Annotated in this window: 23 protein-coding genes and 1 pseudogene; 11 read left to right on the plus strand and 13 right to left on the minus strand. The window is 72.6% G+C overall.

Annotation, left to right across the window (positions count from 1 at the left end; genetic code table 11):
• The 8 genes and pseudogenes from ACZ3YL_RS39175 to ACZ3YL_RS39210 all read right to left on the minus strand — a co-directional run.
• Positions 1 to 186, minus strand: a pseudogene (locus tag ACZ3YL_RS39175) (hypothetical protein); the annotation flags it as partial.
• Between the two features lie 170 nt (positions 187 to 356).
• Positions 357 to 848: a hypothetical protein gene (locus tag ACZ3YL_RS39180; protein WP_188304595.1), complete on the minus strand. Its 492-nt coding sequence runs from the start codon at positions 846 to 848 to the stop codon at positions 357 to 359.
• Positions 849 to 936: 88 nt separating this feature from the next.
• Positions 937 to 1,257, minus strand: a complete 321-nt coding sequence (locus tag ACZ3YL_RS39185; protein WP_188304596.1) for a DMT family transporter — start codon at positions 1,255 to 1,257, stop codon at positions 937 to 939.
• A 7-nt stretch (positions 1,258 to 1,264) separates the two neighbouring features.
• On the minus strand, positions 1,265 to 2,014 hold the full coding sequence (locus ACZ3YL_RS39190) for an HAD family hydrolase (RefSeq protein ID WP_465662357.1): 750 nt from the start codon (positions 2,012 to 2,014) through the stop codon (positions 1,265 to 1,267).
• A 63-nt stretch (positions 2,015 to 2,077) separates the two neighbouring features.
• Positions 2,078 to 3,163, minus strand: coding sequence for an ABC transporter ATP-binding protein (locus tag ACZ3YL_RS39195; protein ID WP_188304598.1), 1,086 nt, complete (start codon positions 3,161 to 3,163; stop codon positions 2,078 to 2,080).
• Between the two features lie 35 nt (positions 3,164 to 3,198).
• Positions 3,199 to 4,008 carry an ABC transporter permease gene (locus ACZ3YL_RS39200; RefSeq protein ID WP_411292946.1) on the minus strand — a complete coding sequence of 270 codons (810 nt, stop codon included), beginning with the start codon at positions 4,006 to 4,008 and terminating at the stop codon, positions 3,199 to 3,201.
• Entirely contained in the window at positions 4,008 to 5,030 is a 1,023-nt protein-coding gene (locus ACZ3YL_RS39205; protein WP_465662359.1) for an ABC transporter permease, read from the minus strand. Before ACZ3YL_RS39205 ends, ACZ3YL_RS39200 begins: the two co-directional genes overlap by 1 nt.
• A gap of 6 nt (positions 5,031 to 5,036) precedes the next feature.
• Entirely contained in the window at positions 5,037 to 6,206 is a 1,170-nt protein-coding gene (locus ACZ3YL_RS39210) for an ABC transporter substrate-binding protein (protein ID WP_188304600.1), read from the minus strand.
• A 386-nt stretch (positions 6,207 to 6,592) separates the two neighbouring features.
• On the opposite strand from ACZ3YL_RS39210, the gene ACZ3YL_RS39215 reads away from it, so the two are divergent.
• Entirely contained in the window at positions 6,593 to 7,372 is a 780-nt protein-coding gene (locus ACZ3YL_RS39215; RefSeq protein ID WP_317621030.1) for a GntR family transcriptional regulator, read from the plus strand.
• A gap of 119 nt (positions 7,373 to 7,491) precedes the next feature.
• On the opposite strand, the gene tmpA is transcribed toward ACZ3YL_RS39215, so the two are convergent.
• Positions 7,492 to 9,090, minus strand: coding sequence for a 2-trimethylaminoethylphosphonate dioxygenase (gene tmpA, locus ACZ3YL_RS39220; protein ID WP_465662362.1), 1,599 nt, complete (start codon positions 9,088 to 9,090; stop codon positions 7,492 to 7,494).
• Positions 9,091 to 9,660: 570 nt separating this feature from the next.
• Between tmpA and ACZ3YL_RS39225 the strand changes: the two genes are divergently transcribed.
• Entirely contained in the window at positions 9,661 to 11,301 is a 1,641-nt protein-coding gene (locus ACZ3YL_RS39225; RefSeq protein WP_188304602.1) for an APC family permease, read from the plus strand.
• A 65-nt stretch (positions 11,302 to 11,366) separates the two neighbouring features.
• Here ACZ3YL_RS39225 and ACZ3YL_RS39230 read toward each other — a convergent pair whose 3' ends face one another.
• Positions 11,367 to 13,475, minus strand: a complete 2,109-nt coding sequence (locus ACZ3YL_RS39230; RefSeq protein WP_317621032.1) for a transglycosylase domain-containing protein — start codon at positions 13,473 to 13,475, stop codon at positions 11,367 to 11,369.
• Between the two features lie 265 nt (positions 13,476 to 13,740).
• Positions 13,741 to 14,826 (minus strand): pyridoxal-phosphate-dependent aminotransferase family protein, encoded by a 1,086-nt coding sequence (locus ACZ3YL_RS39235; RefSeq protein WP_465662365.1) that lies wholly within the window; start codon positions 14,824 to 14,826, stop codon positions 13,741 to 13,743.
• A gap of 175 nt (positions 14,827 to 15,001) precedes the next feature.
• Between ACZ3YL_RS39235 and ACZ3YL_RS39240 the strand changes: the two genes are divergently transcribed.
• The 7 genes from ACZ3YL_RS39240 to ACZ3YL_RS39270 all read left to right on the plus strand — a co-directional run bounded on the left by ACZ3YL_RS39240 (position 15,002) and on the right by ACZ3YL_RS39270 (position 21,351).
• Positions 15,002 to 16,093, plus strand: coding sequence for an amidohydrolase family protein (locus tag ACZ3YL_RS39240; RefSeq protein WP_188307619.1), 1,092 nt, complete (start codon positions 15,002 to 15,004; stop codon positions 16,091 to 16,093).
• Between the two features lie 93 nt (positions 16,094 to 16,186).
• A complete protein-coding gene (locus ACZ3YL_RS39245; protein WP_188307620.1) occupies positions 16,187 to 16,864 on the plus strand; it encodes a uracil-DNA glycosylase in 678 nt (225 codons plus the stop codon).
• Positions 16,865 to 17,142: 278 nt separating this feature from the next.
• Positions 17,143 to 18,084: an SCO1860 family LAETG-anchored protein gene (locus ACZ3YL_RS39250; RefSeq protein ID WP_465662367.1), complete on the plus strand. Its 942-nt coding sequence runs from the start codon at positions 17,143 to 17,145 to the stop codon at positions 18,082 to 18,084.
• 265 nt (positions 18,085 to 18,349) lie between these two features.
• Entirely contained in the window at positions 18,350 to 19,372 is a 1,023-nt protein-coding gene (glnII, locus tag ACZ3YL_RS39255) for a glutamine synthetase (RefSeq protein ID WP_188306523.1), read from the plus strand.
• Positions 19,373 to 19,490: 118 nt separating this feature from the next.
• A complete protein-coding gene (locus ACZ3YL_RS39260) occupies positions 19,491 to 20,024 on the plus strand; it encodes a hypothetical protein (RefSeq protein WP_465662368.1) in 534 nt (177 codons plus the stop codon).
• Positions 20,021 to 20,563: a hypothetical protein gene (locus ACZ3YL_RS39265; RefSeq protein ID WP_465662369.1), complete on the plus strand. Its 543-nt coding sequence runs from the start codon at positions 20,021 to 20,023 to the stop codon at positions 20,561 to 20,563. Before ACZ3YL_RS39260 ends, ACZ3YL_RS39265 begins: the two co-directional genes overlap by 4 nt.
• The gene (locus tag ACZ3YL_RS39270) at positions 20,557 to 21,351 is read left to right on the plus strand and encodes an MOSC domain-containing protein (protein ID WP_465662370.1); all 795 of its coding nucleotides are present in this window, start codon (positions 20,557 to 20,559) and stop codon (positions 21,349 to 21,351) included. The genes ACZ3YL_RS39265 and ACZ3YL_RS39270 overlap by 7 nt, the downstream gene beginning before the upstream one ends.
• On the opposite strand, the gene cobC is transcribed toward ACZ3YL_RS39270, so the two are convergent.
• Entirely contained in the window at positions 21,338 to 22,384 is a 1,047-nt protein-coding gene (gene cobC, locus ACZ3YL_RS39275; RefSeq protein ID WP_465662372.1) for an Rv2231c family pyridoxal phosphate-dependent protein CobC, read from the minus strand. The genes ACZ3YL_RS39270 and cobC overlap by 14 nt on opposite strands.
• Positions 22,381 to 23,835, minus strand: coding sequence for a cobalamin biosynthesis protein (locus ACZ3YL_RS39280; RefSeq protein WP_465662374.1), 1,455 nt, complete (start codon positions 23,833 to 23,835; stop codon positions 22,381 to 22,383). The genes cobC and ACZ3YL_RS39280 overlap by 4 nt, the downstream gene beginning before the upstream one ends.
• 242 nt (positions 23,836 to 24,077) lie before the next feature.
• Here ACZ3YL_RS39280 and ACZ3YL_RS39285 point away from each other — a divergent pair, with 242 nt between their 5' ends.
• Positions 24,078 to 25,019, plus strand: a complete 942-nt coding sequence (locus ACZ3YL_RS39285; protein WP_465662376.1) for an alkaline phosphatase family protein — start codon at positions 24,078 to 24,080, stop codon at positions 25,017 to 25,019.
• A 5-nt stretch (positions 25,020 to 25,024) separates the two neighbouring features.
• The gene (locus tag ACZ3YL_RS39290) at positions 25,025 to 26,389 is read left to right on the plus strand and encodes an MFS transporter (protein ID WP_465662378.1); all 1,365 of its coding nucleotides are present in this window, start codon (positions 25,025 to 25,027) and stop codon (positions 26,387 to 26,389) included.
• The last annotated feature ends 6 nt before the right edge of the window (positions 26,390 to 26,395 follow it).

Here is a 26,395-nt window from a genome sequence, read left to right on the forward strand (position 1 = left end):
CGCGAACTCGTTGCCCTGCTTGTCGCCGCCCCACGGGCTGCCGGCCTCGGTGAGGCTCTTCCTGAGCTTGTCGAGCGCCTCCTTGAGCGCCTTGCCCTGGTTCTCGAAGGTCGGCGCGGCGTCCTTCAGGTCCCCCGGCCGGAGCTTGAACTCCGGGCCGCCGGCCTTCGCCGCGTCATCTCCCATGGCGTCATCCCCCCGTTCCGTCGGTGCGTCAAAAGGCCGAGGTGGGAGACGTACGACGGAAGCGGCGGGGTTGCGGGCGGCGTGGGTGACGGGTGTCACGCTTCACGGCGGGGGGTGCCGGGACCGGCCGGGCGGGACTCCGGCCGGTGCGCTGGTGTCGCCGTGGTGGGTCAGCGGCGCCAGAAGCCGCGCTTCTTGGGGGCGGTGAGCTCGATGACGGCGGCGATGAAGAGGTCGGCGGTGGGGGCGGGGCCCTGGCCGTGGTTGAGGTGGTTCTGGGTGGTCCATTCGCCGAGGACGGTGCCGGGGGTGCCGTCGAAGGGGTTGATCGCGTGTTCCAGGGTGAGGTAGCGGACGGCGTCGGCACCCTTGGGCAGGACGGAGGCGCAGAAGTACGCCTCGGTGGTGCCGACCGGGGTGGGCAGGGTGACCAGGAGCAGGCGGTGGCCGTCGACTTCGACGTGGCGGCAGTCGAGGCCGTGGCTGGGCAGCCGGTCCTCGGGTGGGAGGGTTTCGCCGAGGCTGTCCCAGAGCTTGGTGAAGGCGGGCACCAGGCTGCCGCCGTTGGGGGCCGGGCTGGTCATCTGCGGGCCGAACTGCAGGAGGTGGCGCGAGAGTTCGCGGTGCACGAAGCGGTAGTGGTGCGGCCTGGGGTTCGTCATGGGGAACACCGTAGCGAACGGGCCGGAGCGGTGGCGCCGGTGTGTCCGACGTTCCGCTCCGGCCCGAGGTAAGAGAACTGACTGGTCGTCAGTGGCCGCCCTTGAGGTTGAGCACGATCACCCCGACGATCACCAGGGCGAGTCCGAGCCACTGCAGTCGCCCGAGCGACTCGCCGAAGGCGACCACGCCTATCCCGGCGACGGCCGCCGTGCCGGCTCCGGACCAGACCGCGTAGGCGACCGAGACCGGGATGTGCTTGAGTGCGCGGCCGAGCAGGTAGAAGGACAGCGCGTAGCCGATCCCGACTCCGAGGCTGGGCCAGAGGCGGGTGAATCCCTCGGTGAGTTTGAGGCAGCTGGTGGCGCAGACCTCGCTCAGGATGGCGAGGGTGAGCAGAACGTAGGGCATGTCGCTGTCAAACGGCCGGGGCGGTGCAGAGCTTCCCGAGCAGCGCGGGGTCGACCTGCTCCAGGCTGTCCAGCAGGGTGATCCGGTCGCCCTCGGGCATCGGGACGGCGGCGGACGGCACGGCGAGCACCGCGCAGCCGGCCGCGGCGGCGGAGGTGACCCCGGTCGGGGTGTCCTCGACGGCCACGCAGGCGGCCGGATCGAGGCCGAGCCGCTCGGCGGCGGCCAGGTAAGGGTCCGGCGCGGGCTTGGTGCGGGGGGTGTCCTCGGCGGCCAGGGTGACGGCGAACCAGTCGCGGCCGATGGACGACAGGACGAGGTCCACCACCAGGCGCGGGGAGGCGGAGACCAGCGCGGTGGGCACCCGGGCCTCGCGCAGTGCGGCCAGCAGGGCGAGCGCGCCGGGGCGGGGCACCGTCTCGGCGGCGACCTTGGCGGCGAAGGACTCGCCCAGCCGGGCGGCGAGTTCGGCCTCGGGGCGGCTGGTGCCGCTGACCTGGTGCAGGTGGGCGGCGGTGTGCTCGACGGCCTGGCCGAGCACCTCGGGGGCGTCCTGGTCGGTGAGCGGGTGGTCCAGCTCTTCGGCGAGTTCGGCGGCGGCCTTCCACCAGAGCTGCTCGGTGTCGACCAGGGTGCCGTCCATGTCGAACAGGACGGCGGCGGGGAGCGCGGACTCGGGGAGTACGGATTCGGACCGGACGGGTTCTGACCGGACGGGTTCGGACCGGACGGATTCGGACGGGACGGATTCAGGCATGGCGGTACCTTCGGTGGTTCTTCGGCGGGTGCAGAGGCGGTACGAGAATCCCAGACGGGCTTCTCAGGCGGCGCGGCGGTCCACCAGTACCGGGCGCTCCGGCAGCGTGAGCTCGGCGCGCGAGCCGGCCGGGAGGGCGGCGGCGGCCTCGGTGGGCAGGTCGGCCTTGACCTCGGTGCCGTCGTCCAGGCGGACGGTGAGCCGGGTGACGGCGCCCAGGAAGGACGCGGTGATGACCAGCGCCGGGCCGTTCTCGGCCGGGGTGAGGATGACGTTCTCCGGGCGGACCAGCACCTGCAGTTCGCCGTCGGCCGGGGCCTCGCCGTCCACCGCGTGCCGGCGGCCGAGCACCTCGACGCCGTCCGAGGTGCGGGTGCAGGGGATGCGGCTCATGGTGCCGACGAACTCGGCGACGAAGGCGGTGGCCGGCCGGCCGTACAGCTCGGACGGGGTGGCGCACTGCTCCAGCTTCCCGGCCCGCAGCACGGCGACCCGGTCGGCCATGGACAGCGCCTCCTCCTGGTCGTGGGTGACGAACAGGGTGGTGATGCCCAGTTCCTGCTGGAGGCGGCGGATCTCCTCGCGCAGCTGGAGGCGGACCTTGGCGTCCAGCGCGGACAGCGGCTCGTCGAGCAGCAGGACGCGCGGCTGGAGGGCGAGCGCGCGGGCGAGCGCGATGCGCTGCTGCTGGCCGCCGGACATCTGGTGCGGGTAGTGCTCGGCGCGGTGCGGCAGGCCGACCAGCTCCAGCAGTTCCTGGGCGCGCCTGCGGCGCTCGGCCTTGCCGGTGCCGCGCATCCGCAGCCCGAACGCGACGTTGTCCAGCGCCGTCAGGTGCGGGAAGAGGCTGTACGACTGGAACACCATGCCCGCGTCGCGCTTGTGGGCGGGGATCGAGGTGATGTCCTGGCCGTCGACCAGCACCTCGCCGGAGTCGTGCTGCTCGAAGCCGGCCAGGATGCGCAGCGCGGTGGTCTTGCCGCAGCCGGACGGGCCGAGCAGGGCGAGTAGTTCACCGGGGTGGACGGTCAGGTCCAGGCCGTCGAGGGCGGTGGTGGCGCCGAACGCGCGGCGCAGCGAGCGGAACTCGACGGTGGCGCTGCCGGGGGCGAGCGAGACGCCGTTCGCGAGGGCGGTGGCCGTGGTCATGGCTGGTAACTCCTGGAGAACAAAGGGGGGTTGGATCAGGACCGGGCGGCCTTGCGGCCACGGCCGACGGCGGACATCAGCAGCAGGACGAGCCAGACGATCAGCAGGCTGAGCATCGACACGGCGACGGACATCTGGCCGTCGCTCTTGCCGTTGGAGTTGATCCACACCGAGAAGGGGGTGAAGCCGAGGATGGAGGCGGTGGTGAACTCGCCGAGCACCAGGGCGACGGTGAGGACGGCGGCGTTCAGCAGCGAACTGCGCAGGTTCGGCAGGACGACGGTGAACACCGCGCGCAGCCAGCCGGCCCCGCAGTTGCGGGCGGCCTCGACCAGGGTGACCACGTCCACGCCGCGCAGTCCGCCGTCGATGGCCCGGTAGGCGAACGGCAGCGCCATCAGCACGTACGCGATGATCAGGACGATCGGGAAGTTCGGGTCCTGGATGGCCACGATGGTCTGGAAGAGCGGGGTGTCCTGGAGGTAGTCCGGGCCCCAGCGCAGCACGCCGATGATGCCGGTGGTGAGGGCGACGACCGGGACGACCAGCGGCATCGAGCACATGACCTCGATCACCGGGCGCAGCTTCGGCGCCCCGAGCCGGGCGGCGAGCACCGCCGGGACGAGCAGGAGCAGCAGCACCACCACGGTGACGGCGGCCAGTTCGAGGCTGAGCACCAGGCTGTCGGTGAAGCCGGGGGCGTTCAGCAACTGGGTGTAGGCCCGGAAGGTGGTGCCGCCCTTGTTGTCGTCGATGCTGAACCACAGCGAGGCGGCCATCGGCACCGCGAAGTAGATCCCGCAGATCAGCAGGACCAGGCCGCGGCCGAAACGGATGCGATCGATCAGGCGAGCCACTTGGCACTCCGGCGCTGAAGGGGCAGGTACACGGCCATCACCAGGCAGGCGACCACGATCATGTCGAGGCCGAGGGCGAGGGCGAGGTTGCCCTGGCCGACGAGCACGTTGCCGGACAGCGCGTCGCCGATCTGCATCGAGATCAGCGGCACCGAACTGCCCACCATGGCCTCGGCGGTGGCGTACGCGGCGAAGGAGGCGCCGAACAGCAGCACGAAGCCGCCGAGCAGCGAGGGCAGCAGGACGGGCAGCGCCACGTGCAGCCAGTACTGGAGTCCGGTGGCGCCGTTGTTGTACGCGGCCTCGCGCCACTGGGACTTGAGGCCCTCCAGGGCCGGCGTGATGGTGATGACCATCAGCGGGACGAGGAAGTACAGGTAGACCACGGACAGGCCGGTGAAGGTGTAGAGGTTCCAGCCGTGCTTGGTCAGGCCGAACTGGGTGGTGACCTCGCCGGCGTTGCCGAGGGTGGCGACGAACATGAAGGCCAGCGGCACGCCGCCGAAGTTGGCGAGCACGCCGGAGACGGACATCACGGCCTCGCGGAAGGCGCGGAACCGGGAGGTCGCCACGGCCTGGGCCAGCGGCAGGCCGACCACGGTGGCGATCAGCGCGGTGAGCAGGGAGAGCTTCACACTGCCCCACAGGGCCGTCCAGTAGGCGCCCTGGAGCGAGCCGGTGAGGTTGTCGGTGGTGAAGGTGCCGCCGCCGTCGGGGGCGTCCGTGGAGGTCGTGAACGCGCCGATGGCGATGGCGACGGCCGGCAGGCCGAAGCCGATCACGAAGAAGAGGATCAGGGGGAGGGCGGCGAGCCAGGCGCGGCTGCCGCCGACCCGGCGCTTGGCCGGGTTCTCGGCCGGGTTCGCGGCCGGGCGGGGGGCCTGGGCGGCCGTCGCGGTGGCGACGTCGGCCGGGCCGGTGGTGGGGGAGGCGGTGACGGGGCCGGGGGCGCCCCCGCCGCGCTGGGCGGCGGAGGCGTTGGCCGGCACCGGGGTGGGAGCCGTGGTCATCTCAGGTCAGCCCGCGATCGCCTTGGCCCAGTTCTCGGTCACGGTCTTCTTGGCCGTGTCCGTCTGGTCCTGGGTCGGGAAGGTGGTGAAGGGCTTCTCGACGGTCGGCAGCTTGGCGGCGGCCGTCGCGTCCAGGGTGCCGGCGGTCTTCATGGCGTCGAACAGGGCGGGGGTGGCGTAGCCGCCGAGGAAGCCGTTCTGGCCCTGGGTGCTGTAGAGGTACTCCTCCCACAGGCGCGCGGCGGCCGGGTGCGGGGCGTCCTTGTTGATCGCCTGGTTGTAGTACTGGGCGTAGGAGCCGTCCGAGGGGATGGCCACCTGCCAGTCGATGCCCTTGTCCTTGAACTTGTCGCTGTAGCCGGCGTTCAGGTACGACCAGTCGATGCTGATCGGGGTCTCGCCCTTCTCGATGGTCGCCGGGGTGACCTCGACCGGGTTGAAGTTGCCGGCCTGCTTGACCTTGCCGAAGAAGTCGATGCCGGGCTGGATGTTGTCCAGCGAGCCGCCGTTGGCGAGCGCGGCCGCGTAGACGGCGCCGAAGGCGGCACCGGCCTTGGTCGGGTTGCCGTTCAGGGCGACCATGCCCTTGTAGTCGGGCTTCAGCAGGTCGGCGAAGGTCTTCGGGCAGACGGACACCTTCTTGGCGTCGCAGCCGATCGACATGTAGCCGCCGTAGTCGTTGTAGCTCAGACCGTTGGCGTCCTTCATGGTGGCCGGGATCTTGTCGAAGTCGGTCACCTTGTAGGGGGCCAGCAGGCCCTGCTTGCCGGCGCTGATGGCGAACGCGGAGCCGAGGTCGACGACGTCGGGGGCGCGGTCCTGGCCCTTGCGGGAGGTGACCGCGTTGATCTCGTCCTGGCTGGAGCCGTCCGGGTTCTCGTCCTCGATGTCGATGCCGTACTTCGCCTTGAAGTCGTCCATCAGCTTGCCGTAGTTCGCCCAGTCGCGCGGCAGGGTGATGACGTGCAGCTTGCCTTCCTTCTTGGCGGCGGCGACCAGGGCGTCCATGCCGCCGAAGTCGGCGACCGAGGTGGCGGTCTTGGCGCTCTTGCCGCCCGCGGCGTCGCTGCCGGACTTCGCGGAGGAGGAGCCGGCGGAACCGCAGGCGGTGAGCGACAGCGCGGCGGCGGTCAGGACGGCCGCGAAGGCGGCGGAGCGGGCACGGTGCACGGACACGGGTCAGTCTCCTGATCGGGTGTACTGCGAGGGGGTGCTGCACGGGAGGGGGTGTCTGATCTGATCGGGGGATCGATCGTGCGAGTGGCCGTGGCGCGGATTCGTCCGGCGTCCGTCGAGGTTCCTTGCTGCATTCGTCCGGTATCCGTTCGGAACCGTCCGAGTTGACTAGCCAACTTCGCTGACGGAGGTAAGTAACCCGGAGTTCGGTGACGGGAAGGTGAACGGCCGGCCCAGAACCGGGGTCGGCTGCGGGAACGGTGGAATCCGGCCATCGGAGCGTGATCCGTTCGGTGCGATGCTCGAATCGCGCAGCGGGATAGGGTCGGGCTGTCCGCGCCGGCACGGCTGCGCAGGACACCGCCCCAGGAGGGACATTGACTGACGTGGCAGTAGAGCCCGGGCGCCCCGTGGAGCGCGAGACCGGAGCTCTGTACCGCAGGGTGGCCGCCGATCTGCGCGAGGCCATCACCACCGGCGCGTTCGGCGAAGCGGGCCGGCTGCCCGCCGAAGGCACGCTGGCCGAGCAGTACGGGGTCTCCCGCGGCACCGTCCGCCAGGCACTCGCCGTACTGCGCTCGGACGGGCTGGTCACCTCCCGCCGCGGCACCCGGCGGGTGGTGCTCGGCGGCGCCCGGGTGCAGAGCTTCTCCGAACTGCTCAGCTTCACGCACTGGGCGTACTCGATGGGCGAGGAGCCCGGCGGCATCCTGGACTCCCTGGTGCGCCGCCCGGCCGACGCCGCCGAGCGCGAGCAACTGCGCCTGGAGCCGGGCGCCGAGGTGTACGTCACCGTCCGGCTGCGCACCCTGTCCGGCACACCGGTGATGGTCGAGCGCACCATCTACCCGCCGCGGGTCGGCGAGATCGTCGCCGAGCTGCCGCCGGACGTCGTCTCGCACACCGAGGTGCTGCGCGAGCACGGCATCCTGTTCACCGACGCCGACCACACCATCGACATCGTCGCCGCCAACGCGGAGGACGCCCGGCTGCTCGGCTGCCGCCGGGGCGGCCCGCTGCTGCGCGAGCGGCGGCGGACCACCGACCCGACCGGCACCCCGGTGGAGTGGTCCCAGGACCGCTACCTGCCCGGCACGGTGGCCTTCAGTGTGCACAACTCGCTGGCCACGTCGGCGCTTTCGCGGCACGCCCGGGAGCTGGACTGAACTCCCGGGCGGGCCTGGCCTCTTGGCGGGTCCGCGCTTCAGTACCTCAGTACCTCAGTACCTCAGTACCTCAGTACCTCAGTACCTCAGGGCATCAGTTGCATCAGGGCATCGGTGCTTCAGCGCATGAGTGAGGCGAGCAGTGGGCGGTAGTGGTCGAAGTCCGGGGTCTCCAGGCCGGGCTCCTTGGCCTGCTCGTCCCAGCGGCGGACGGACACCGCGTCGACGGCGCCCGGGAGCTCGGCGAAGGCGGCGGCTTCCGGGCCGCCCATCGGGCCGCCCTGGACGGTGAGGGTGTACTCGGAGGCCTCGGAGAGCTTGGCGCGGTAGCCGGGCTCGACGGCGCACAGGTAGCGCTTGGCGGCCACGTGCAGCCGGACCGGCTCGGTGACCTCCGGGCCGAACCAGCGGGCCAGCCGGTCGGCGCCGCTGTGGCTGTGGCGGTTGTCCTGCCCCCGCATCAGATCCCTTCCGTGCAGGGAACCCCGGCCGTGCTCGTCGAAGAAGTGCCCGACGTCGTGCAGCAGGGCGGCGGCGACCAGGTGGTCCGGCGCGCCGGCCGCCTCGGCGGCGGCCGCGGCCTGCAGCATGTGCTCGGCCATGGTGACCGCCTCGCCCAGGTACTCCCCGGCGCCCTCGCCCGCGAACAGCTCGGCCAGCTCGTCCAGGGCGGCGGTGCGGCGGTGCAGTACGGCGAGGGTGCCGGCGAGGGAGTCGACGTCCGCGTAGCAGCCCTGGAGGTGGCGGTGGCCGTCCTGCTGGAACGCCGTACGGGCGTGCAGCAGCCGGGTGTTGTCGAAGATCAGGCAGTCGCCGGGGGCCAGCCGGAAGGTGAGCTGGAGCTCGGGGCGCAGGGTGATCGCGGCGAAGCGGCGGTAGGCGGTGTAGAAGGCCTGGAGGGCTTCCGACGTCCTGCGCAGGGTGCCGATCGAGCGGTTGTTGAAGCGGACCTCGCGGATCCGGCCGAGCGGGTCGACCTCGATCAGCGGGCGGTCGGCGCGCAGTTCGGTGCGGCGGTCGCGGAAGACGAAGGGGACGGGCGTGCGGGTGAGGACGGCGAAGTCCTCGGGGGCCTCGTCCCGGAGGATCGCCGCCGCCCTGAAGCCGTCGACGAGGCCGGAGTCGCCGCCGGTGGCCGAGTTCTCCAGGCAGTGCAGCAGCTGGAGGGTGGGCACCGGGTCCCGGTACGGGTTGTCGGTGTGCGGGGCGATGGCCTTGTTCGTGAACGCGAGGTTGTTCGGGTCCGGCTCGACCCGGACGTCGAACAGCTCGCCGTAGTTGGTGACCCGCACGTAGCCGAAGCTCTCGGCCACCCGCAGCACCTGGCGCTCCACCGTCGGCACCCCGCGCAGCACGGCGAAGCCGCTGCGGCGGACGGCGGCGAGGACGGCGGCCTGCTCGGCGGGGTCGGTGAGGTAGCTCTGCCAGTCGGCCTCGGGGATGCCGCGGGCGAAGTCGGCGGCCGTCCAGAGCCGCTTGTCCTGCTCGGTGCGGCCGTCTCCGTCGGGCGTTTCTTCGAGCCACGCCAGCGGGTAGCGGGAGCGGTGCCCGTCGGACCAGAGCACCTCCAGGTTGCCGTCGATCTCCTTGCTCGCGGCGACGGTGAGGTCCGGCGGCAGGTCGTCGATCCGGAACAGCTTCTGGCCGTTGCGCGGGTCCCGGCAGTCGGCGCAGGGGCAGTTGTCGCGCAGCCAGTAGGGCGGCGGTTGCTCGGTCACGGGGGTTCCTCCTCGGCGGTGCTCCCTGGTGAAGTTGTATAGCCAACTTCGTTCCGTGCGGGAGCTTGCCCGCCCCCGGTGAGTTCCGCGTGCCGGGCAGGTGAACGCCGCGGGAACTGTCCCGGGAGGGGTGGCCGAAAAAGAGCGGAGGTGGGCCTCGGCGGCGGCACGGGTGGAGAGGCGGCTGATCCGCTCCGAGGCGCCGCGCACGCGGAGGTCCCTGTGCTGGTCCGGATCCCACCGGCCCCAGCTCTCCGGGAGGAGGAAGTGCGGGCTGCGGGGGTTGACCAGGCGGATCTCGTACGGCTTGCAGGGGAGGGCGGTCGTCATCAGGCGACCTCCGGGGTGCGGGCGATGGGCGGGTGGTCGTTCGGAGGGGCAACGCTCACCCGATTGCTCCGGAAGCCTCGTACGGGCGGGACCAGGCCCGGTGTCCTTCCTCGGCGTCGTGCCGTCGGTGGCGACCGTTTGGGTGAGGGTGCAGGTCGGAGGGTGTTTCGGGGGAGGCGACGAACACGCGCTGCGGCACTGTCGGGGTGGATTTTCCCCTGACACGAGAGGTGGCCGCGCATGGCTCACAGTACGAACACGAGTCCGCCCACCGCGGGGCACAGCGGGCTGAAACGGGAGGTCGGCCTCGCCGGGCTGCTGTGGGCCTCGGTCGGGGCGATCATCGGCTCGGGCTGGCTGTTCGGGGCGCAGAAGGCGGCGGTGGCGGCGGGGCCGGCCGCTCTGCTGTCCTGGGGGATCGGGGCGGTGGCGATCATCCTGCTGGCGCTGATCCACGCCGAGCTGGGCGGGCTGTTCCCGGTCGCGGGTGGCACGGCGCGGTATCCGCACTACGCCTTCGGCGGGTTCGCGGGGATGTCGTTCGGCTGGTTCACCTGGCTGCAGGCGGCGACCATCGCGCCGATCGAGGTGCAGGCGATGATCAACTACGCCCGGCACTGGACCTGGGCGGACGGCCTCCTCAACCAGGACCTGACGCTGACCGGTTCGGGATTCGTGGTCGCGGCCGTGCTGCTCGGAGTGTTCGTCGCGATCAACTTCCTCGGCGTCCGGCTGCTGGCGCACACCAACAGTGCGGCCACGGTGTGGAAGGTCGCCATTCCGATCCTGACCATCTTCGCCCTCGGGATCCAGGACTTCCACGGTTCCAACTTCACCGTGCACGGCTTCGCACCGGACGGGTCCAAGGGTGTGCTGGCGGCGATCAGCACCAGCGGGGTGATCTTCGCGCTGCTCGGCTTCGAGCAGGCCATCCAGTGGGCGGGGGAGAGCCGTAACCCCCGCCGGGACATCCCCCGGGCCGTCCTCGGGTCGGTGGCGATCGGCACGGTCATCTACGTGATGCTCCAGGTGGTGTTCATCGGCGCCCTGCCGCCGGAGACCTTCGCGGGCGGCTGGGCCAAGCTCGACTACCCCGGGATCAGCGGTCCGTTCGCGGGCCTCGCGACGCTGATCGGCCTGGGCTGGCTGGCCACCGTCCTGTTCATCGACGCGGTGATCTCGCCCGCCGGCACCGGGCTGGTCTACATCACCTCCAGCTCCCGGGTCACCTACGGCCTCAGCCGCAACGGCTACGCGCCGCCGGCCCTCCAGTACACCGACCGCAACTCGGTGCCCTGGCTCGGACTGATCATCGCCTGGGTCGCCGGGGTGGTCTGTTTCCTGCCGTTCCCGAGCTGGCAGAAGCTGGTCGGCTTCATCACCTCGGCCGTCGTGCTGATGTACGCGGGCGCCCCGCTGGCCTTCGGGGTGCTGCGCCGGCGGCTGCCCGGGATGGAGCGTTCGTACCACCTGCCCGGCGGCTCGGTCATCTCGCCGGTCGCCTTCGCGGTGGCGAGCCTGGTCATCTACTGGTCCGGCTGGGACACCCTGTGGCGGCTGGGCCTGGCGATCCTGATCGGGTACCTGCTGCTCGGCGGGTACTCCGCGTACGCCGCCTCCAAGGGGGTGCCGAACGCGCCGCGGATGGACTTCCGGGCGGGGCAGTGGCTGCCGGTCTACCTGGTCGGGATGGGCGTCGTCTCCTGGCAGGGCACCTTCGGGGTGGGCGCCCAGGGGAACCTGCCGCTGTGGTGGGACATCGCGGTGGTGGTGGTGTTCTCGCTCTTCATCTACTACTGGGCGATGGCGGTCGCGCTGCCGGCGGAGGAGATCGAGCGCAACATCCGCGGCGTCGAGGTGGTGGACGCGGGCGGGCACTGAACAGCGGCTCCGCACCCGGCACTCCGCCCCGTCGAGCACCGGCTCGACGGGGCGGAGCCATCTGGTCAGCGCTGCTGGTCGGAGGGCGCGTTGGCCGGCGGGTTGGTGCCGTTCCCGGTGCCGGTCGCGGTGCCGGTCGCGGTGCTGTTCGGGTTGGGCTTGGGGGCCGGGTCGGGGATGTCGGCCATCGGCAGGGACTGCTTGGGCGTGCCGCGCAGGGCCTGGTTCATGGCGTCCCGCCAGATCGGGCCGGGGCCGGTGGCGCCGAACACCTCGTCGAAGTGGGTCCCGTTGATGCGGATGTCGCGCATCTCGACGCCGCCCGCCGGGCCGCCCAGCCAGACGGAGGTGGCGAGTTGCGGGGTGTAGCCGCTGAACCAGGCGGCCTTCTTGTGGTCCGAGGTGCCGGTCTTGCCGGCGATCTGCCGGTTGCCCTCCAGGTTGAGATCGGAGCCGGTGCCGTCCACGGTCACGCCGTTCAGGATGGTGTTGATCGCCTGCGCCGTGTCGTCCGAGAACACCTTGTCGCAGTGGCCGGCCGGGACGGGCACGTCCTTGCCGGCCACGGTGGTGATCTTGTTGATGGCGACGAGGTCGCAGTGGTTGCCCTCGGCGGCGAAGGTCGCGTAGACGTTCGCCATGGTCAGCGGGCTCATCTCCTCGACGCCCAGGGCCATCGAGGGGACTTCCTCCAGGGGCTTGCCGCTGGCCTTGGACGTGATGCCGAACTTGTTGACCATCTGCTTGACCGCGCAGAGGCCGATCTCCTGCTCCATCTGCACGAAGTAGGTGTTGATGGAGTGCGCCATGGCCCCCTTGAGCTGGTAAGGGCCCTTCTCGTTCGGGGACTCGTTGGGCACCACCGTCTTGGGCCGGCCGTCGTTGCGCCAGGTCCCCTCGCAGGTCTTCATGGTCGGGTACTCCAGCTTGTTCGGCGCCGAGTACTCCTGGGTCGTCGGCAGGCCCGCCTCCAGGGCCGCCGCCGCCACGATCGGCTTGAACGTGGAGCCGGGCTGGAAGCCGGTGCCGCCGCCCATCGCCAGGTCGACGTTGAGGTTGACGACGGTCTGGTTCTTGGCCGTGTCCAGGCCGTAGGGGCGGGTCTGGGCCATCGCCAGGATCTTGCCGGTGCCGGGCTCGACCATGCTCGCGGCGGCGGAGACGGAGTCGGTGACCCTCACGTTGCTGTTCACCGCGTTCTGGGCGGCGGCCTGCTTGTCCGGGTCGAGGGTGGTGTAGATGTTCAGGCCGCCCTGGTCCCAGAAGCTCTTGCGGTCCTCGCTGCTCTTGCCGAAGGCCGGGTCCTGCTTGACGACGTGGCGGACGTAGTCGCAGAAGAAGCCCATGCCGGCCTTGGCGGTGATGCAGCCGTTCTGCGGGTCCTTGTACTTCAGACCCAGCGGGGCGGCCTTCGCCTCCTTCGCCTGGTCGGCGGTGATGTGCTTGTTCTCCAGCATCTTGTCGATGACGGTGTCCCGGCGCTTCTGGGCGGCCACCGGATGCAGCTTGGGGTCGTACTGGGTCGGGTTCTGGACCAGGCCGGCCAGCGTGGCGGCCTCGGCGACGGTCAGGTCCTTGTTGCTCTTGCTGAAGTAGCGCTGGGACGCGGCCTCCACGCCGTAGGCGCCGTTCCCGTAGTAGGTGATGTTGAGGTAGTTGGTGAGGATCTGGTCCTTGGGCAGGTCCTCCTCCAGCTTGATCGCGATCTTGAGTTCCTGGATCTTGCGGCCCAGGGTCTTGCGCTGCGCCTCCTTGACCGCGTCCTTGTCGTCGCCGGCCTTCTCCACGTTCACGTTCTTCACGTACTGCTGGGTCAGGGTGGAGGCGCCCTGGGCGGCGGTGCCGGTCTCCGCGTTCTTGCCGAGCGCGCGCACGATGCCCTTGAGGTCGACGGCGCCGTGCTCGTAGAACCGGGCGTCCTCGATGTCCACCTGGGCCTGGCGCATGAACGGCGACATCTGGTCCGCCGTGATGACGGTGCGGTCGCGCTCGTAGACCTTCGCGATCAGGCCGCCCTTGGCGTCGAAGATCTGGGTGGCCTGGGTGAGCGGCGGGGTCTTGAAGTCGCCGGGAATGTCCTCGAAGCTCTCCGCCGTGGCCTTGGCGGTCAGCCCGACGCCGCCGGCGACCGGCAGGACGAGGCCCGCCAGCAGTACACCGGACAGGACGCTCACACCGAGGAAGGTCGCACCGAAGCGGGCCAGCCGGAGCGGCTTGCCACGGGCCGGGCGGGGGTCCGCATCGTCGGCGGACGTCCGTATGGGAGGGCGATGTGATTCCACATCACGTTTGATGTCGTGAGTGTGGAGAAAGGTTGCACGCGGAGTGCCCGAGGGTGCTCCGCAAGGGCGTTATGGGGCGTTGCTTCCGTTTTTCCGGAGCACCGGGGCGGCGCTTCGCCCCGCCGGCCGGTGGCTCGGCGGGGCGCGGGCCGTCGGACTACGCTCCGACGGTCGCCGCCCAGGCGGCCTCGGCGGCGGCCAGCGCGGGGGCGGCGTCGGCCTTCGTCGCCTCGGCGAGGGCGGTCAGGCAGGCGCGGACGGTGTCCAGCGAGGCCGCCCGGCCGTAGTGGTTGACCCGCAGCATCTCCGCGGCCAGCGCCCCGCCGCCGGCCTGGACCGGCAGTGCCGGGTCGAGAGCGGCGGCGAGCTCGGCGGCGTGCAGGCCGACCGCGGTGCGCAGGGTGGTGGCGACCGGGGCCGCGTGGGCGTCCTGGTGGACGTACGGGCTGAGCGTGCCGAGCGCCCGGGCGCCGGCCCGGGTGGCGGCGGAGGCGGCGCGGTGGCGGGCGATCACGGTGGGCAGGCCGTCGGCGGCGATCCGGTCCAGGCAGGCGCCGAGCGCGAGCATCTCCAACTGGGCCGGGGCGTGCGGGAGTACGGTGCGACCGGCGTCCGTCCAGCGCTCCTTCCAGTCCAGCAGGGAGAGGTAGGAGCGGCGCGGGGCGGCCGGGTTGGCGGCGATCCGCTCCCAGGCGCGCTCCGAGACGGAGACGGCGGAGACCCCGGCCGGACCGCCCATCGCCTTCTGGCCGCCGATCACGCACAGGTCGATGCCCCATTCGTCGGTGAGCAGCGGCTCGGCGGCGACCGAGGCGACCGCGTCGAGCATCAGCAGGGCGCCGTGCTCGCGCACCACGGCGGCGATCTCGGCGACCGGGTTGGTGTTGCCGGTGGCGGCCTCGGCGTGCACCAGGGAGACGAAGTCGATCTCCGGGTGGCGGTCGAGGGCCTCGGCGACCTGCTCGGCGCCGACCGCGCTGTCGAAGGGCGCCGCGAGGTCGACGACCGTCGCCCCGCAGGAGCGCAGCCAGTTGCCGAAGGTCTGCCCGTACGGGCCGGTGACGATGTTGAGGGCGGTGGAGCCGGGGTGCGCGGCGCCGCGGATTGCGGCCTCCAGCGGGAGCAGGGCCTCACCCTGGGTGACGATGACGTCGGCGCCGGTGTGCAGCAGCGCGGCCACCTGGTCCTCGATCGCCGCGAACCCGGCGGCGCTCAGCGGGGGGAGGTCGAGGAAGGGGCTCATGCGCCCGCCTCGCCGCGCTCGGCGGGGGCGTGCGCGCGTGCGCACCTTCTGATGGTTCGCTCGCTTCGCTCGCTCACAGCGGCACTGCCTTTCGCGGGGCGGGTGGTGGGTGCGGCAACGAGTCTGCCGCATTCTCGCCGCTTACACGGAACCCGCCCGTCGGTAGAGTGCGGCCATGAGTGATGGCGCGGTGCTGCACGTCCGGGGTCGGGTGCTGGTCGGTCCGGAGGAGGTCCGGGACGAACTCTGGGTGGTGGACGGCCGGGTGAGCTTCACCCGCCCGCCGACGGCCGGGGACGTCCGGACGGTCACCGGCTGGGTGCTGCCCGGCCTGGTGGACGCACACTGCCACGTCGGCCTGGACGCCCACGGCGCCGTGGACGCCGCGACCAGCGAGAAGCAGGCGATCACCGACCGTGACGCCGGCACCCTGCTGATCCGCGACGCCGGCTCGGCCGCCGACACCCGCTGGATCGACGAGCGCGAGGACCTGCCCCGGATCATCCGGGCCGGCCGGCACATCGCCCGGACCCGCCGCTACATCCGCAACTACGCCCACGAGATCGAGCCCGGCGACCTCGCCGCGTACGTCCGGGCCGAGGCCCGGCGCGGCGACGGCTGGGTGAAGCTGGTCGGCGACTGGATCGACCGCGAGCGCGGCGACCTCACCGCCTGCTGGCCCGGCGACGCGCTGGCCGAGGCGATCGCGGCGGCGCACGAGGAGGGCGCGCGGGTCACCGCGCACTGCTTCGCGGCCGAGTCGCTGCCGGACCTGCTGGCCGCCGGGATCGACTGCGTCGAGCACGCCACCGGACTGACCGAGGAGCTGATCCCGGCCTTCGCCGAGCGCGGGGTGGCCATCGTCCCGACACTGGTCAACATCGCCACCTTCCCGGAGCTGGCGTCCGGCGGGGAGGCCAAGTTCCCGGCCTGGGCGGCGCACATGCGACGGCTGCACGAGCGCCGCTACGACACCGTCGGCGCCGCGCACGACGCGGGCATCCCGGTGTTCGTCGGCACGGACGCGGGCGGCTCGCTCGCGCACGGGCTGGTCGCGGACGAGGTGGCGGAGCTGGTGAAGGCGGGGCTGAGCCCGGCCGAGGCGCTGTCGGCGGCGAGTTGGGGCGCCCGCGAGTGGCTCGGGCGGCCGGGGCTGGCGGAGGGCGCGCCGGCCGACTTCGTGGTGTACCGGGAGGACCCTCGGGCGGACGTCCGGGTGCTCGCGGACCCGCTGCTGGTGGTGCTCCGGGGGCGGCCGGTGGGGTGAGCGGGGGCCGCTGCGGCGGCGGTCGGCGGGTGGGCGTTCGCGGTGCTCATCGACGGTGACGCTCTGTCGGCATGGGCCGATAGGGTGACGCCCATGGCACCGCGTCCACTGAACGAGATCGTCGAGCCCGGCTGGGCCACCGCCCTGGAACCCGTCGCCGGGCAGGTCGCCGCCATGGGCGACTTCCTGCGCGCCGAACTGGCCGCCGGCCGCACCTACCTGCCCTCCGGCCCGAACGTGCTGCGGGCCTTCCAACAGCCCCTCGCCGACGTGCGGGTGCTGATCGTCGGGCAGGACCCGTACCCCACCCCCGGCCACGCCGTCGGGCTGAGCTTCTCGGTCGGGCCCGAGGTGCGGCCGATCCCGGCGAGCCTGATCAACATCTTCCAGGAGTACGGCACCGACCTCGGTCTGCCGCAGCCCTCCAACGGGGACCTCACGCCGTGGACCGAGCAGGGCGTGCTGCTGCTCAACCGGGCCCTGACCACCGCGCCGCGCAAGCCCGCCGCGCACCGGGGCAAGGGCTGGGAGGAGGTCACCGAGCAGGCGATCCGGGCGCTGGTGGCGCGTGGTGGTCCGCTGGTGGCGATCCTGTGGGGGCGTGACGCCCGCAACCTGCGGCCGCTGCTGGGGGACGTTCCGGCGATCGAGTCGGCGCACCCGAGTCCGTACTCGGCGAGCAGCGGGTTCTTCGGGTCGCGGCCGTTCAGCCGGGCGAACGAGCTGCTGGTGCGGCAGGGGGCGCAGCCGGTGGACTGGCGGCTGCCGTAACGGACTTGTCCCCGTAGCAGATCGAGGTCAGCGCGGAACGTCAATCTCACTCCTACGGGTGAAATGACGTTCCGTGTTGCTCTTGTCACGGATCGTTCGAGAAGACTGGCGGCTCATCGTTTCATCTGCGTGGGGGTACCGCCTTGTCTTCTCGCCTGTCCCGTCCGTCCTGTTCGTCCCGGCTGACCGGCCCGTCCGGCTCGTCCGGCCTGTCCCGCCCGTCCCGCCTGTCCGGCCCGTCCGGCCCGTCTCGCCGAATCGTTTCCGCTGTCGCCGTCGTGGTGGCGAGCACCGCGCTCACCGCCGGGCCCGTCCAGGCCGCCCCCTCGGCAGCCCCGTCTCCGGGCAAGGCGCGCGCCGTCACCGCCGAACTCGCCCTGGATGTCAGCCTGTTGAACAAGGCGGTGGACGTCCCGGTGGACATCGCGCTCAACAAGGCGGAGTCGTCGGCGCAGCGCTTGGGGTCCCCCCAGCCGGAGGCCGGGGGAGGTTCCGTGCTCACCGCCAAGGTGGCGGGCGTCGACCAGGCCGGACCGGTCGAGCTGGTCAAGGCCGACATCGGCAAGTCCGTCACCCGGGTCGACGCCAAGGGCGCCGCAGCCTCCGTCAAGCTGGTCAACGCCGATGTGCACGCCCCCGGGCTGCCCGCCACCGCGCTGCTCGGGCTGGAGGCGATGAGCGCCGAGGCCACCTGCCCGGTCGACGGGCAGCCGACCGCGGACGTGGTCGCGCCCGCCAAGCTGACCGTGCTGGGCAAGCCCGTCACCGTCGGGCTGTACGGCCCGACCAAGGTGGACGTGCCGCTGGTCGGCAGCGTGTCGGTGGAGTTCTCGAAGAAGGCCACCACCACGACCACCGCCGCCGCCTCGGCCCTGGAGGTGCAGGTGGAGGTGAACCCGCTGAACCTGAACGTCGCCAAGGTCACCGGAAAGATCACCGTCGCCTCGGTGAGCTGCGAGAAGCCCACCGGCCCCGCCGCCACCGACACCCCGACCTCCGCGCCCACCAGTGCCCCCGCCGCCCAGCCGGTCGCCGACACCAGCACCTCGCGCGCCGCGGTGCCGCAGGCCGCGGTGGAGAAGCCGGAGCGGCTCGCCAGCACCGGCGGCAGCAGCGCCACCGGCCCGCTGGCCGCCGGCGCGGCCGCCCTGGTCGCGGGCGGCGCGGCCGCCCTGTGGGCCACCCGGCGCCGCCGCGCCGCGCACGCCCGCCGCGGCTAGTCACTCCGCGGCTGGTCACTCCGCGACCGGCCTCCACGACCGGCCACTGCGCGGCTGGTTACTCCGCGACCGGCCACTGCGCGGCTGGTTACTCCGCGACCGGTCACTCCGCGGGGCGGGAGTGCCGCGCCCGGCACTCCCGCACCGTGACCGTGCCAACGCGGACGGTTGGTTCACATGCGCGTTACATGAGAGGAACAACCGGGAAACGGCGGCTTGCGACGCTACGCGGGCACCCACCACCCAGTAACGCGAGGGACAAGCCGTGGCAATCAAGGCCGAGTACATCTGGATCGACGGCACCAAGCCGACCGCGAAGCTCCGTTCCAAGACTCGGGTCCTGCCCAACGCCGACAAGATCCCGACCTGGGGCTTCGACGGTTCCTCGACCAACCAGGCCGAGGGCCACGCCTCGGACCGCGTGCTGGACCCGGTGAAGGTCGTCAAGGACCCGATCCGCGGCGGCGACAACATCCTGGTCCTCTGCGAGGTCCTGGAGACGGACGGCACCCCGCACGAGTCCAACACCCGCGCGCTGCTCCGTGAGGTGCACGAGAAGTTCGCCTCCCAGGAGTCGATCTTCGGCATCGAGCAGGAGTACACCTTCTTCAAGGGCTCCCGCCCGCTCGGCTTCCCGGAGGGCGGCTTCCCGGCCCCGCAGGGCGGCTACTACTGCGGCGTCGGCGCCGAGGAGGTCTTCGGCCGCGAGATCGTCGAGCTGCACCTGGACCGCTGCATCGACGCCGGCCTGGCCATCTGCGGCATCAACGCCGAGGTCATGCCCGGCCAGTGGGAGTTCCAGATCGGCCCGGTCGACTCCCTGACCGTCTCGGACGACCTGTGGATCGCCCGCTACCTGCTCTACCGCACCGCCGAGGAGTTCGGCATCGACGCCACCCTGGACGCCAAGCCGGCCCGTGGCGACTGGAACGGCGCGGGCGCCCACACCAACTTCTCCACCAAGGCCATGCGCGAGGGCTACGACGCCATCATCACCGCCTGCGAGTCGCTCGGCGCCTCCCAGGAGAAGGTACTGGAGCACGTCACCCAGTACGGCGCCGACATCGAGTCCCGCCTGACCGGCAAGCACGAGACCGCCCCGTGGAACGTCTACAGCTACGGCGTCTCCAACCGCGGCGCGTCGGTCCGCATCCCGTGGCAGGTCGAGGTGGAGCAGAAGGGCTACATCGAGGACCGCCGCCCGAACGCCAACATCGACCCCTACGTCGTCACCCGCCTGCTGATCAACACCTGCTGCGAGGCCCTGGAGAAGGCCGGCCAGGTCTGATCCGCCCCGAGGTAGGTGCACCCGGCAGGCCCTCCCCCACCCGGGGGAGGGCCTGCGGGCTTTCTGCCCTGGGGCAAATGGCTGGTCAATCCCGGTCGTCAGCCGGACAATTCACGGCATGACCCGACAGCCGCTGCTCCTTCTCGACGTGGACGGACCCCTCAACCCCTTCGCCGCGCCGAGGCTCCGGCGGCCGGACGGCTACCGCACCCATGACCTGATGCCCAGCTGGTGGGCCGAGCGGCAGGCCCGGCGCACCGACGGCGAGGCGAAGCCGCTGCGGGTGTGGCTGAACCCGGCGCACGGGCCGGAGTTGCTGGCGCTGCCGTACGAACTGGTGTGGGCCACCACCTGGATGGACGAGGCGAACGCCCTGATCGGCCCCAATCTCGGGCTGCCCGAACTCCCGTACATCGCCTGGACGGACCTCTTCGGCGAGGATCCGGACGGGCTGCACTGGAAGACCAGGGACGTGGTGGCCTGGGCGGACGGGCGGCCGTTCGTCTGGGTGGACGACGAACTCGGGTCGCAGGACGCCGAGTGGATCGCCGCCCACCACCCGGGCCCGGCGCTCACCCTGCACGTCAACCCCCGCAAGGGCATGCTCGCCAGGGACTTCGCGGCGCTGCGGGAGTGGGCGGCCGCCGCATGACCGGCCGGCCGCTGCTCCTGATCGACGTGGACGGACCGCTCAACCCCTACGCCGCACCGGACACCGCCTGCCCCGACGGCTACGGCACCCACCGGCTGCTGCCCGAGTCCTGGGTGGCGCGGCACGCTCCCCGGCCGCGGGAGGAGGTCGAGCCGCTGCGGGTGTGGCTGAACCCGGCGCACGGGCCGGAGTTGCTGGCGCTGCCGTACGAACTGGTGTGGGCCACCACCTGGATGGACGAGGCGAACACCCTGATCGGCCCGCGCATCGGGCTGCCCGAACTCCCGTACATCCGCTGGACGAACCTGTTCGGCGAGGACCCGGACGGGCTGCACTGGAAGACCAGGGATCTGGTCGCCTGGGCGGACGGGCGGCCGTTCGTCTGGCTGGACGACGAGCTCGGGCCGCAGGACATCGAGTGGATCGCGGCGCACCACCCGGCCGAGGCGCTGCCGCTCTGGGTGGACCCTCGGGCGGGACTGCGGGAGCTGCACTTCGCGGCGCTGCGGGAGTGGGCGGAGGAGGAGTCGGAGTGCTGATCGGCAGGGTCGAGCGGTTGCACCGGTATCCGGTCAAGTCGCTCCTGGGGGAGGAGCTTTCGGCGGCGGAGGTGTCCACGCGGGGCCTGGCGGGGGACCGCGAGCGCGCCCTGCTGGACGTGGAGACCGGGCGGGTGGCCAGCGCCAAGAACCCCCATCGGTGGGCCGGACTGCTCGCCTACTCGGCGACGACCGCGGCGGACGGCCGGGTGGCCGTCACCGGGCCGGACGGGCGCGCCGCGGGCGAGGCGGAGCTGTCCGAGGCCTTCGGCCGCACGCTGGCCCTGATCGCCGAGCGCCCGCCCGGTGCGACGGTCGAGCGGGCCGTGCCGGAGGAGGTGCTGGCGCGCGGGATCGAGGCGGAAGTCCCGGTGACGGTCAATGAGTTGGGGCGGGCCGCGGCGGAGGGCGGGTTCTTCGACTTCGCCCCGCTGCACCTGATCACCAGCTCCACGCTGCTCGCCGTCGGCGCCGAGGCGGAGCGCTACCGGCCGAACCTGGTGATCCGCACCGAGGGCGAGGGATTCGTCGAGAACGCCTGGGTGGGGCGGGAGGTGACCGTCGGGGAGGCCCTGCGGCTGCGCATCGTGGCACCCACCCCGCGCTGCGCCGTCCCCACCCTGCGGCACGGCCCGCTGCCCCGTCGGACGGAGGCGCTGCGCGGACCGGCCGAACGCAACCGGCTGGTCCCGCTGGAGGGCATGCCGGCGCTGCCCTGCGCGGGGGTGTACGCCCAGGTGCTGGCGCCGGGGAGGATCCGGGCCGGCGACGCGGTCAGGCTGAACTGAGCACCGTCTCCAGCGCGTTGAGGAAGCGGTCGGTGGTCCCCTCGTCCCGGACGGCGATCCGAAGCCAGTCCTCGCCGAGGCCGGGGAAGGTGTCCCCGCGCCGGACGGCGAAGCCGTGCTCGCGCAGCCGCTCGCGGACCGCCGCCGCGCCCGGCAGTCGGACCAGGACGAAGGAGGCAGCCGGCGCCCCGTACACCCGCAGCGTCGGGAAGGCGGTCAGGCCCTTCAGCAAGTAGGCGCGCCACAGGGCGAGTTCGGCGGCGGCCCGGTCCGCCTCGGCCAGTGCCGACGGGCCGCTGCAGGCCTCGGCGGCGGCCAGCGCCGGGGTGGAGACCGGCCAGAGCGGCTGGGCGGCGCCGAGGGCGGCGATCAGTGGCGCCGGTCCGAGGGCGTAGCCGATCCGGAGCCCGGCCAGGCCCCAGGTCTTGGTGAGGCTGCGCAGGACGACGACCTGTCCGGGCAGGCCGCGGGCGGCGGCGAGGGACTCCCGTTCGCCGGGCACGGTGTCCATGAACGCCTCGTCCACCACCAGGGTGCGACCGGGCCGGGCGAGCGCGGCGACGGCCTCGGCGGGGTGCAGGACGGATGTCGGGTTGGTCGGGTTGCCGAGGACGACCAGGTCCGCTTCCTCGGGGACGGAGCCGAGGCGGAAGCCGTCCTCGGGGGCGAGCAGCACCCGGTGCACCCGGTGTCCGGCGTCCCGCAGCGCGGCCTCCGGCTCGGTGAACTGGGGGTGCACCATGATGATGTGACGTGCCGTCAGGACGCGGGCGAGCAGGACGAAAGCCTCGGCCGCCCCCGAGGTGAGCAGCACCTCCTCGACCGGGCGCCCGTGCCGGGCGGCCACCGCGGCGCGGGCGGCGCCCTGGTCGGGGTAGGCGGCGAGGGTGCCGAGGGTGGCGGCGAGGTGCTCGCGCAGCCAGACCGGGGGAGTGCCGGTGCGGACGTTGACGGCGAGGTCGACCAGCTCGCGCCCGTCGGCCCGCACCTCGGCGTCGCCGTGGTGGCGCAGGTCGGGTTCGTGGGTGGTCATGCCGGTGCTCCATCGCCGGGCAGAGCGGGCTCGACTGTGCAAGCGGGCTCGCCCGTCCGAGCGGGTTCGCCGGGCAGAGCGGGCTCGCCTGCCCGGGCGGGTTCGCCGGGCAGGCCGGGCACCCGGTGGACGTCGTACGGGCCGGGCGGCACGGCGAGGTCCGTGCCGTCGCCGAGGGCGACCAGGGCGACGGCGTGCCCGTGGGCGGCCAGGGTGACGGCCGCCCCGGTGTGGTCGACGAGCTGTCCGGCGTGGTCCGTCGCCACTCCGGCCCAGTCCAGCGCCTCGCCGCGGGTGTTCCGTAGGGTGCCGGGCGCCGGCACCGCGATCTGCCGGGTCCCCGGCCGGAGCAGCGCGGCCACCGCCTCGACGGCCTCCGGCCGGCCCACCACCGCCGAGGCGCGGCGCAGTTCGGCCAGTGCGCGCGGTACCAGCAGGTCGTGCGCCCCCGGCCCGAGGCCGATCAGCGCCAGTCGTCCACGCACCGCGGTCCTGGCGATCGCCACCGTGGCCGTCGCCGACTTCCGCTTGGCGACGACGAGTCGACCGCCGTTCGTACTGGCCAGCGCCGCCGCCTCGGCGACGCTGGCGGTGCCGACCGCCGTGCCGACGGCCTCGGACGGGTTCGGCACCGCCAGCCGGGCCAGTTCCTCCGCCGGGTGCTCGTCCACCGGCACGTTCAGGCAGCGCGCGGCCCAGCGCACCGCCGGGTGGTCCGCCCTGCCCGCCAGCGTGGCGATCCGGGCGATGGCCGAGCGCAGGTAGCCGGTCTCCTTGAGCACGTCCATCAACAGCCGCATGGCGTCGGCCGATTCGGCGCCACTGCGCGCGCCGATGCCGACCACCAGGGTGCGCGGGACGACCAGGAGGTCGCTGCCGTCCGGGTCCTCCTGGTCGGTGATCCGCAGTGCGGGGGCGTCCTCGGGCGCGTCCGGCCGGATGTTGGGGGGGAGCGCGGGCAGCGGGTACGGCACCTCACCGACCAGCCGGACCGGCCGACCCTCCGCCGCGGCCCGGTCGACCTCGCGTGCGCCGGGGCGGTAGAGGCGCGTGGCGTACGGGGTCAGCACGTCGAGCGGGGCCTCGGGGCTCGGCAGCGGGCCGGTGAGTACCGGGGTGACCCCGAGGGCGGCCGCCACCTCCCCGGCCAGTTCCTCGGCCGAGTCGGTGTGGGTCAGCGGGATCACCCAGCGCCGGCCCGGGTCCACGCAGAGCACCTCGGCCCCGCGCGGGACCTCGACCCGGCCGTCGCCCAGCAGTCCGACGACGGCGGCGAGCGAGCCGACGGCGATCACCTGGCGGTGCTGGTGGAGCGCGAAGTGCATCGCCTCCGGGCCCTGGAAGCAGTTGCCGCGCGAGGCCCGGTAGACGTGGGTGCTCTCCGGCCAGAGGGCGTTCAGTTCGTCGGCCAGCGGGCGGCCCGGCCCGTAGATGGCGACCAGTCCGATCACGTTCCCGTACTCCTTGCCGCTTCCGGCCCCGCGCGCGCGGGGCCCCGTGATCCCACCACGCAAGGCCGAAACGGGTCAATCGCGGCGCGTGTGACGTCCGCCGCCGGCCGCGGTTGCTCCGTACGGACACCGCCTCGCAGCTGTTCTTCTGTTCTTCACTTCTCTTGTGCGGTACACGACACGCCGCGATCCTACTGTTCTCGGCGCTCCCGCCCGGGAAGCCCCGACCCACGGAGGACCCCATGGCCTTCGCACGACTCCGCACCCCCGGCACCCCCACCCCCGCCGCCGGTCCGCGCCCCGCCCGTCGCCGCAGGCTCCGCCCGATCACCGCCCTCGCCACCGGCCTCGGCCTGGTCGCCGGCTCGCTCGGCCTGTGGGCCGCGGGCGGCAGCGCGGCCGCCGACACCGCGGCCGGCCTGCCCAGCCCCGACCACGTCATCGTCGTCATGCTGGAGAACCACGCGTACTCGCAGGTCATCGGCAGCTCCAAGGCGCCGTACATCAACGGCACGCTGGCCGTCGGCGGCGCGACGCTGACCCAGTCCTACGCGCTCACCCACCCCAGCCAGCCCAACTACTACATGCTGTTCTCCGGCAGCGCCCAGGGCGTCACGGACGACAGCTGCGTGGACGTCGGCGCGCTCCAGCAGCCCAACCTGGCCTCCGAACTGCTCGCCGCCAACCAGACCTGGGCCAGCTACAACGAGGGCCTGCCCTCCGCCGGCGCCACCGACTGCAGCAGCGGCAGCTACGCCCAGAAGCACAACCCGTGGTTCGGCTTCGGCAACGTGCCCACCTCCAGCGCCTACGGCATGGACGCCTTCCCGACCGACTTCACCACCCTGCCCAAGGTCTCCTTCGTCGTCCCCGACCTCTGCGACGACATGCACGACTGTTCGGTCGGCACCGGCGACTCCTGGCTGAAGAACAACCTCGACGCGTACGCGCAGTGGGCCAAGAGCAACAACAGCCTGCTGGTGGTGACCTTCGACGAGGACAACCGGCTCGCCGGCAACCGCATCCCGACCCTCGTCTACGGTGCCCACGTCGCCCCCGGCAGCTCCACCGCCACCACCTACAACCACTACGACGTGCTGCACACCCTGGAGGACCTGGCCGGCGTCAACGCCCACGCCGGCAACTCCGCCAACGCCTCCGACATCACCGGCATCTGGAACTGACGCCCGTGTACGTCGCGGACTCCCGCAGCTCGAAGGCCCCCGTCGCACCGGCCACCGGCCAGGTGCGGCGGGGCGCCGCCCTGCGCTCAGTGCCGGGGGCGGTCCTCGCCCTCGGCGCCGTCAGCATGGTCACCGACATCTCCTCCGAGATGGTCAACGCCGTGCTGCCGCTCTACCTGCTCACCGGACTCGGCCTCTCCCCGCTCGGCTTCGGCCTGCTCGACGGCATCCAGAACGGCTTCAGCGCCCTGGTCCGGCTCGCCGGCGGCCACCTCGCCGACCGCCGCGGCCGCGACGGGGCCGCCCGGCACAAGAGCGTCGCGGCCATCGGCTACGGGCTCTCCGCGCTGTGCCGGCCGCTGCTGCTGTTCGTCCACACCGTGCCGCTGATCGGCGCCGTCATCGCCGCCGACCGCACCGGCAAGGGCCTGCGCACCGCGCCCCGGGACGCCATGATCTCGCTGGCCACCGAACCCGCCCACCGCGGACGGGCGTTCGGCGTGCACCGGGCGATGGACACGGCCGGCGCCCTGCTCGGCCCGCTCACCGCTTTCCTGGTGCTGCGGCTGGCCGGCGGCCCGCTGCTCGCCGACGGCGGCGAACGGCACGGCTACGACGCGGTGTTCACCGTCAGCGCCTGCGTCGCCGCGCTGGGCGTGCTGATCCTGCTGCTGTTCGTGCCCAACCGGCAGACCGGTGACGAACCGTCGACCACCGTGCCCACACTGCGCAGCAGCCTCACCCTGCTGCGCCTGCCCGGACTGCGCCGGCTCACCCTGTGCGCCGTGCTGCTCGGGCTCACCACCGTCAGCGACTCCTTCCTCTACCTGCTGATCCAGCGCCGGCTCGGCCTGTCCGTCAACCTGTTCCCGCTGCTGCCGCTCGGCACCGCCGCCGCCTTCCTGCTGCTCGCCGTCCCGCTCGGCTCGCTCGCCGACCGGATCGGACGGCGCCGGCTCTTCCTGCTCGGACACGGCGTCCTGCTGCTCGCGTACGGGCTGCTGCTCTCGCCGCTGCGCGGACTGCCCGCGGTGATCTGCGTGCTGCTGCTGCACGGCACCTTCTACGCCGCCACCGACGGCGTGCTCGCCGCCGCGGCGGCCGACGCGGTACCCGCCGAGCAGCGCGGCGCCGGGCTCGCCCTGGTCGGCACCGGGCAGGCGCTGGCCCGGTTCGCCTGCTCGCTGCTGTTCGGCGCGCTGTGGAGCGCGGTCGGCGGCCCGGGCGCGCTGGCCTGGTCGGCGGGGGCGCTGGCGCTGTGCGTGGCCGGCGCGGCGGTGGTGCTGCGCGCCCCGGAGCCCGCCGCCCCGGAGCCCGCCGCCGTGGGGCCCGCTGCCGTGGGGCCCGCTGCCGTCGAGGAGAGACCGTGAACCCGG

This window comes from Kitasatospora sp. NPDC023176 (assembly GCF_055560495.1).

Bases quoted from the DNA above. Each gene is read 5' to 3' on its own strand.
- ACZ3YL_RS39180 (WP_188304595.1), bottom strand. From the start codon at position 848: ATGACGAACCCCAGGCCGCACCACTACCGCTTCGTGCACCGCGAACTC.
- ACZ3YL_RS39185 (WP_188304596.1), bottom strand. From the start codon at position 1,257: ATGCCCTACGTTCTGCTCACCCTCGCCATCCTGAGCGAGGTCTGCGCC.
- ACZ3YL_RS39190 (WP_465662357.1), bottom strand. From the start codon at position 2,014: ATGCCTGAATCCGTCCCGTCCGAATCCGTCCGGTCCGAACCCGTCCGG.
- ACZ3YL_RS39195 (WP_188304598.1), bottom strand. From the start codon at position 3,163: ATGACCACGGCCACCGCCCTCGCGAACGGCGTCTCGCTCGCCCCCGGC.
- ACZ3YL_RS39205 (WP_465662359.1), bottom strand. From the start codon at position 5,030: ATGACCACGGCTCCCACCCCGGTGCCGGCCAACGCCTCCGCCGCCCAG.
- ACZ3YL_RS39225 (WP_188304602.1), top strand. From the start codon at position 9,661: ATGGCTCACAGTACGAACACGAGTCCGCCCACCGCGGGGCACAGCGGG.
- ACZ3YL_RS39235 (WP_465662365.1), bottom strand. From the start codon at position 14,826: ATGAGCCCCTTCCTCGACCTCCCCCCGCTGAGCGCCGCCGGGTTCGCG.
- ACZ3YL_RS39240 (WP_188307619.1), top strand. From the start codon at position 15,002: ATGAGTGATGGCGCGGTGCTGCACGTCCGGGGTCGGGTGCTGGTCGGT.
- ACZ3YL_RS39245 (WP_188307620.1), top strand. From the start codon at position 16,187: ATGGCACCGCGTCCACTGAACGAGATCGTCGAGCCCGGCTGGGCCACC.
- ACZ3YL_RS39260 (WP_465662368.1), top strand. From the start codon at position 19,491: ATGACCCGACAGCCGCTGCTCCTTCTCGACGTGGACGGACCCCTCAAC.
- ACZ3YL_RS39265 (WP_465662369.1), top strand. From the start codon at position 20,021: ATGACCGGCCGGCCGCTGCTCCTGATCGACGTGGACGGACCGCTCAAC.
- cobC (WP_465662372.1), bottom strand. From the start codon at position 22,384: ATGACCACCCACGAACCCGACCTGCGCCACCACGGCGACGCCGAGGTG.
- ACZ3YL_RS39285 (WP_465662376.1), top strand. From the start codon at position 24,078: ATGGCCTTCGCACGACTCCGCACCCCCGGCACCCCCACCCCCGCCGCC.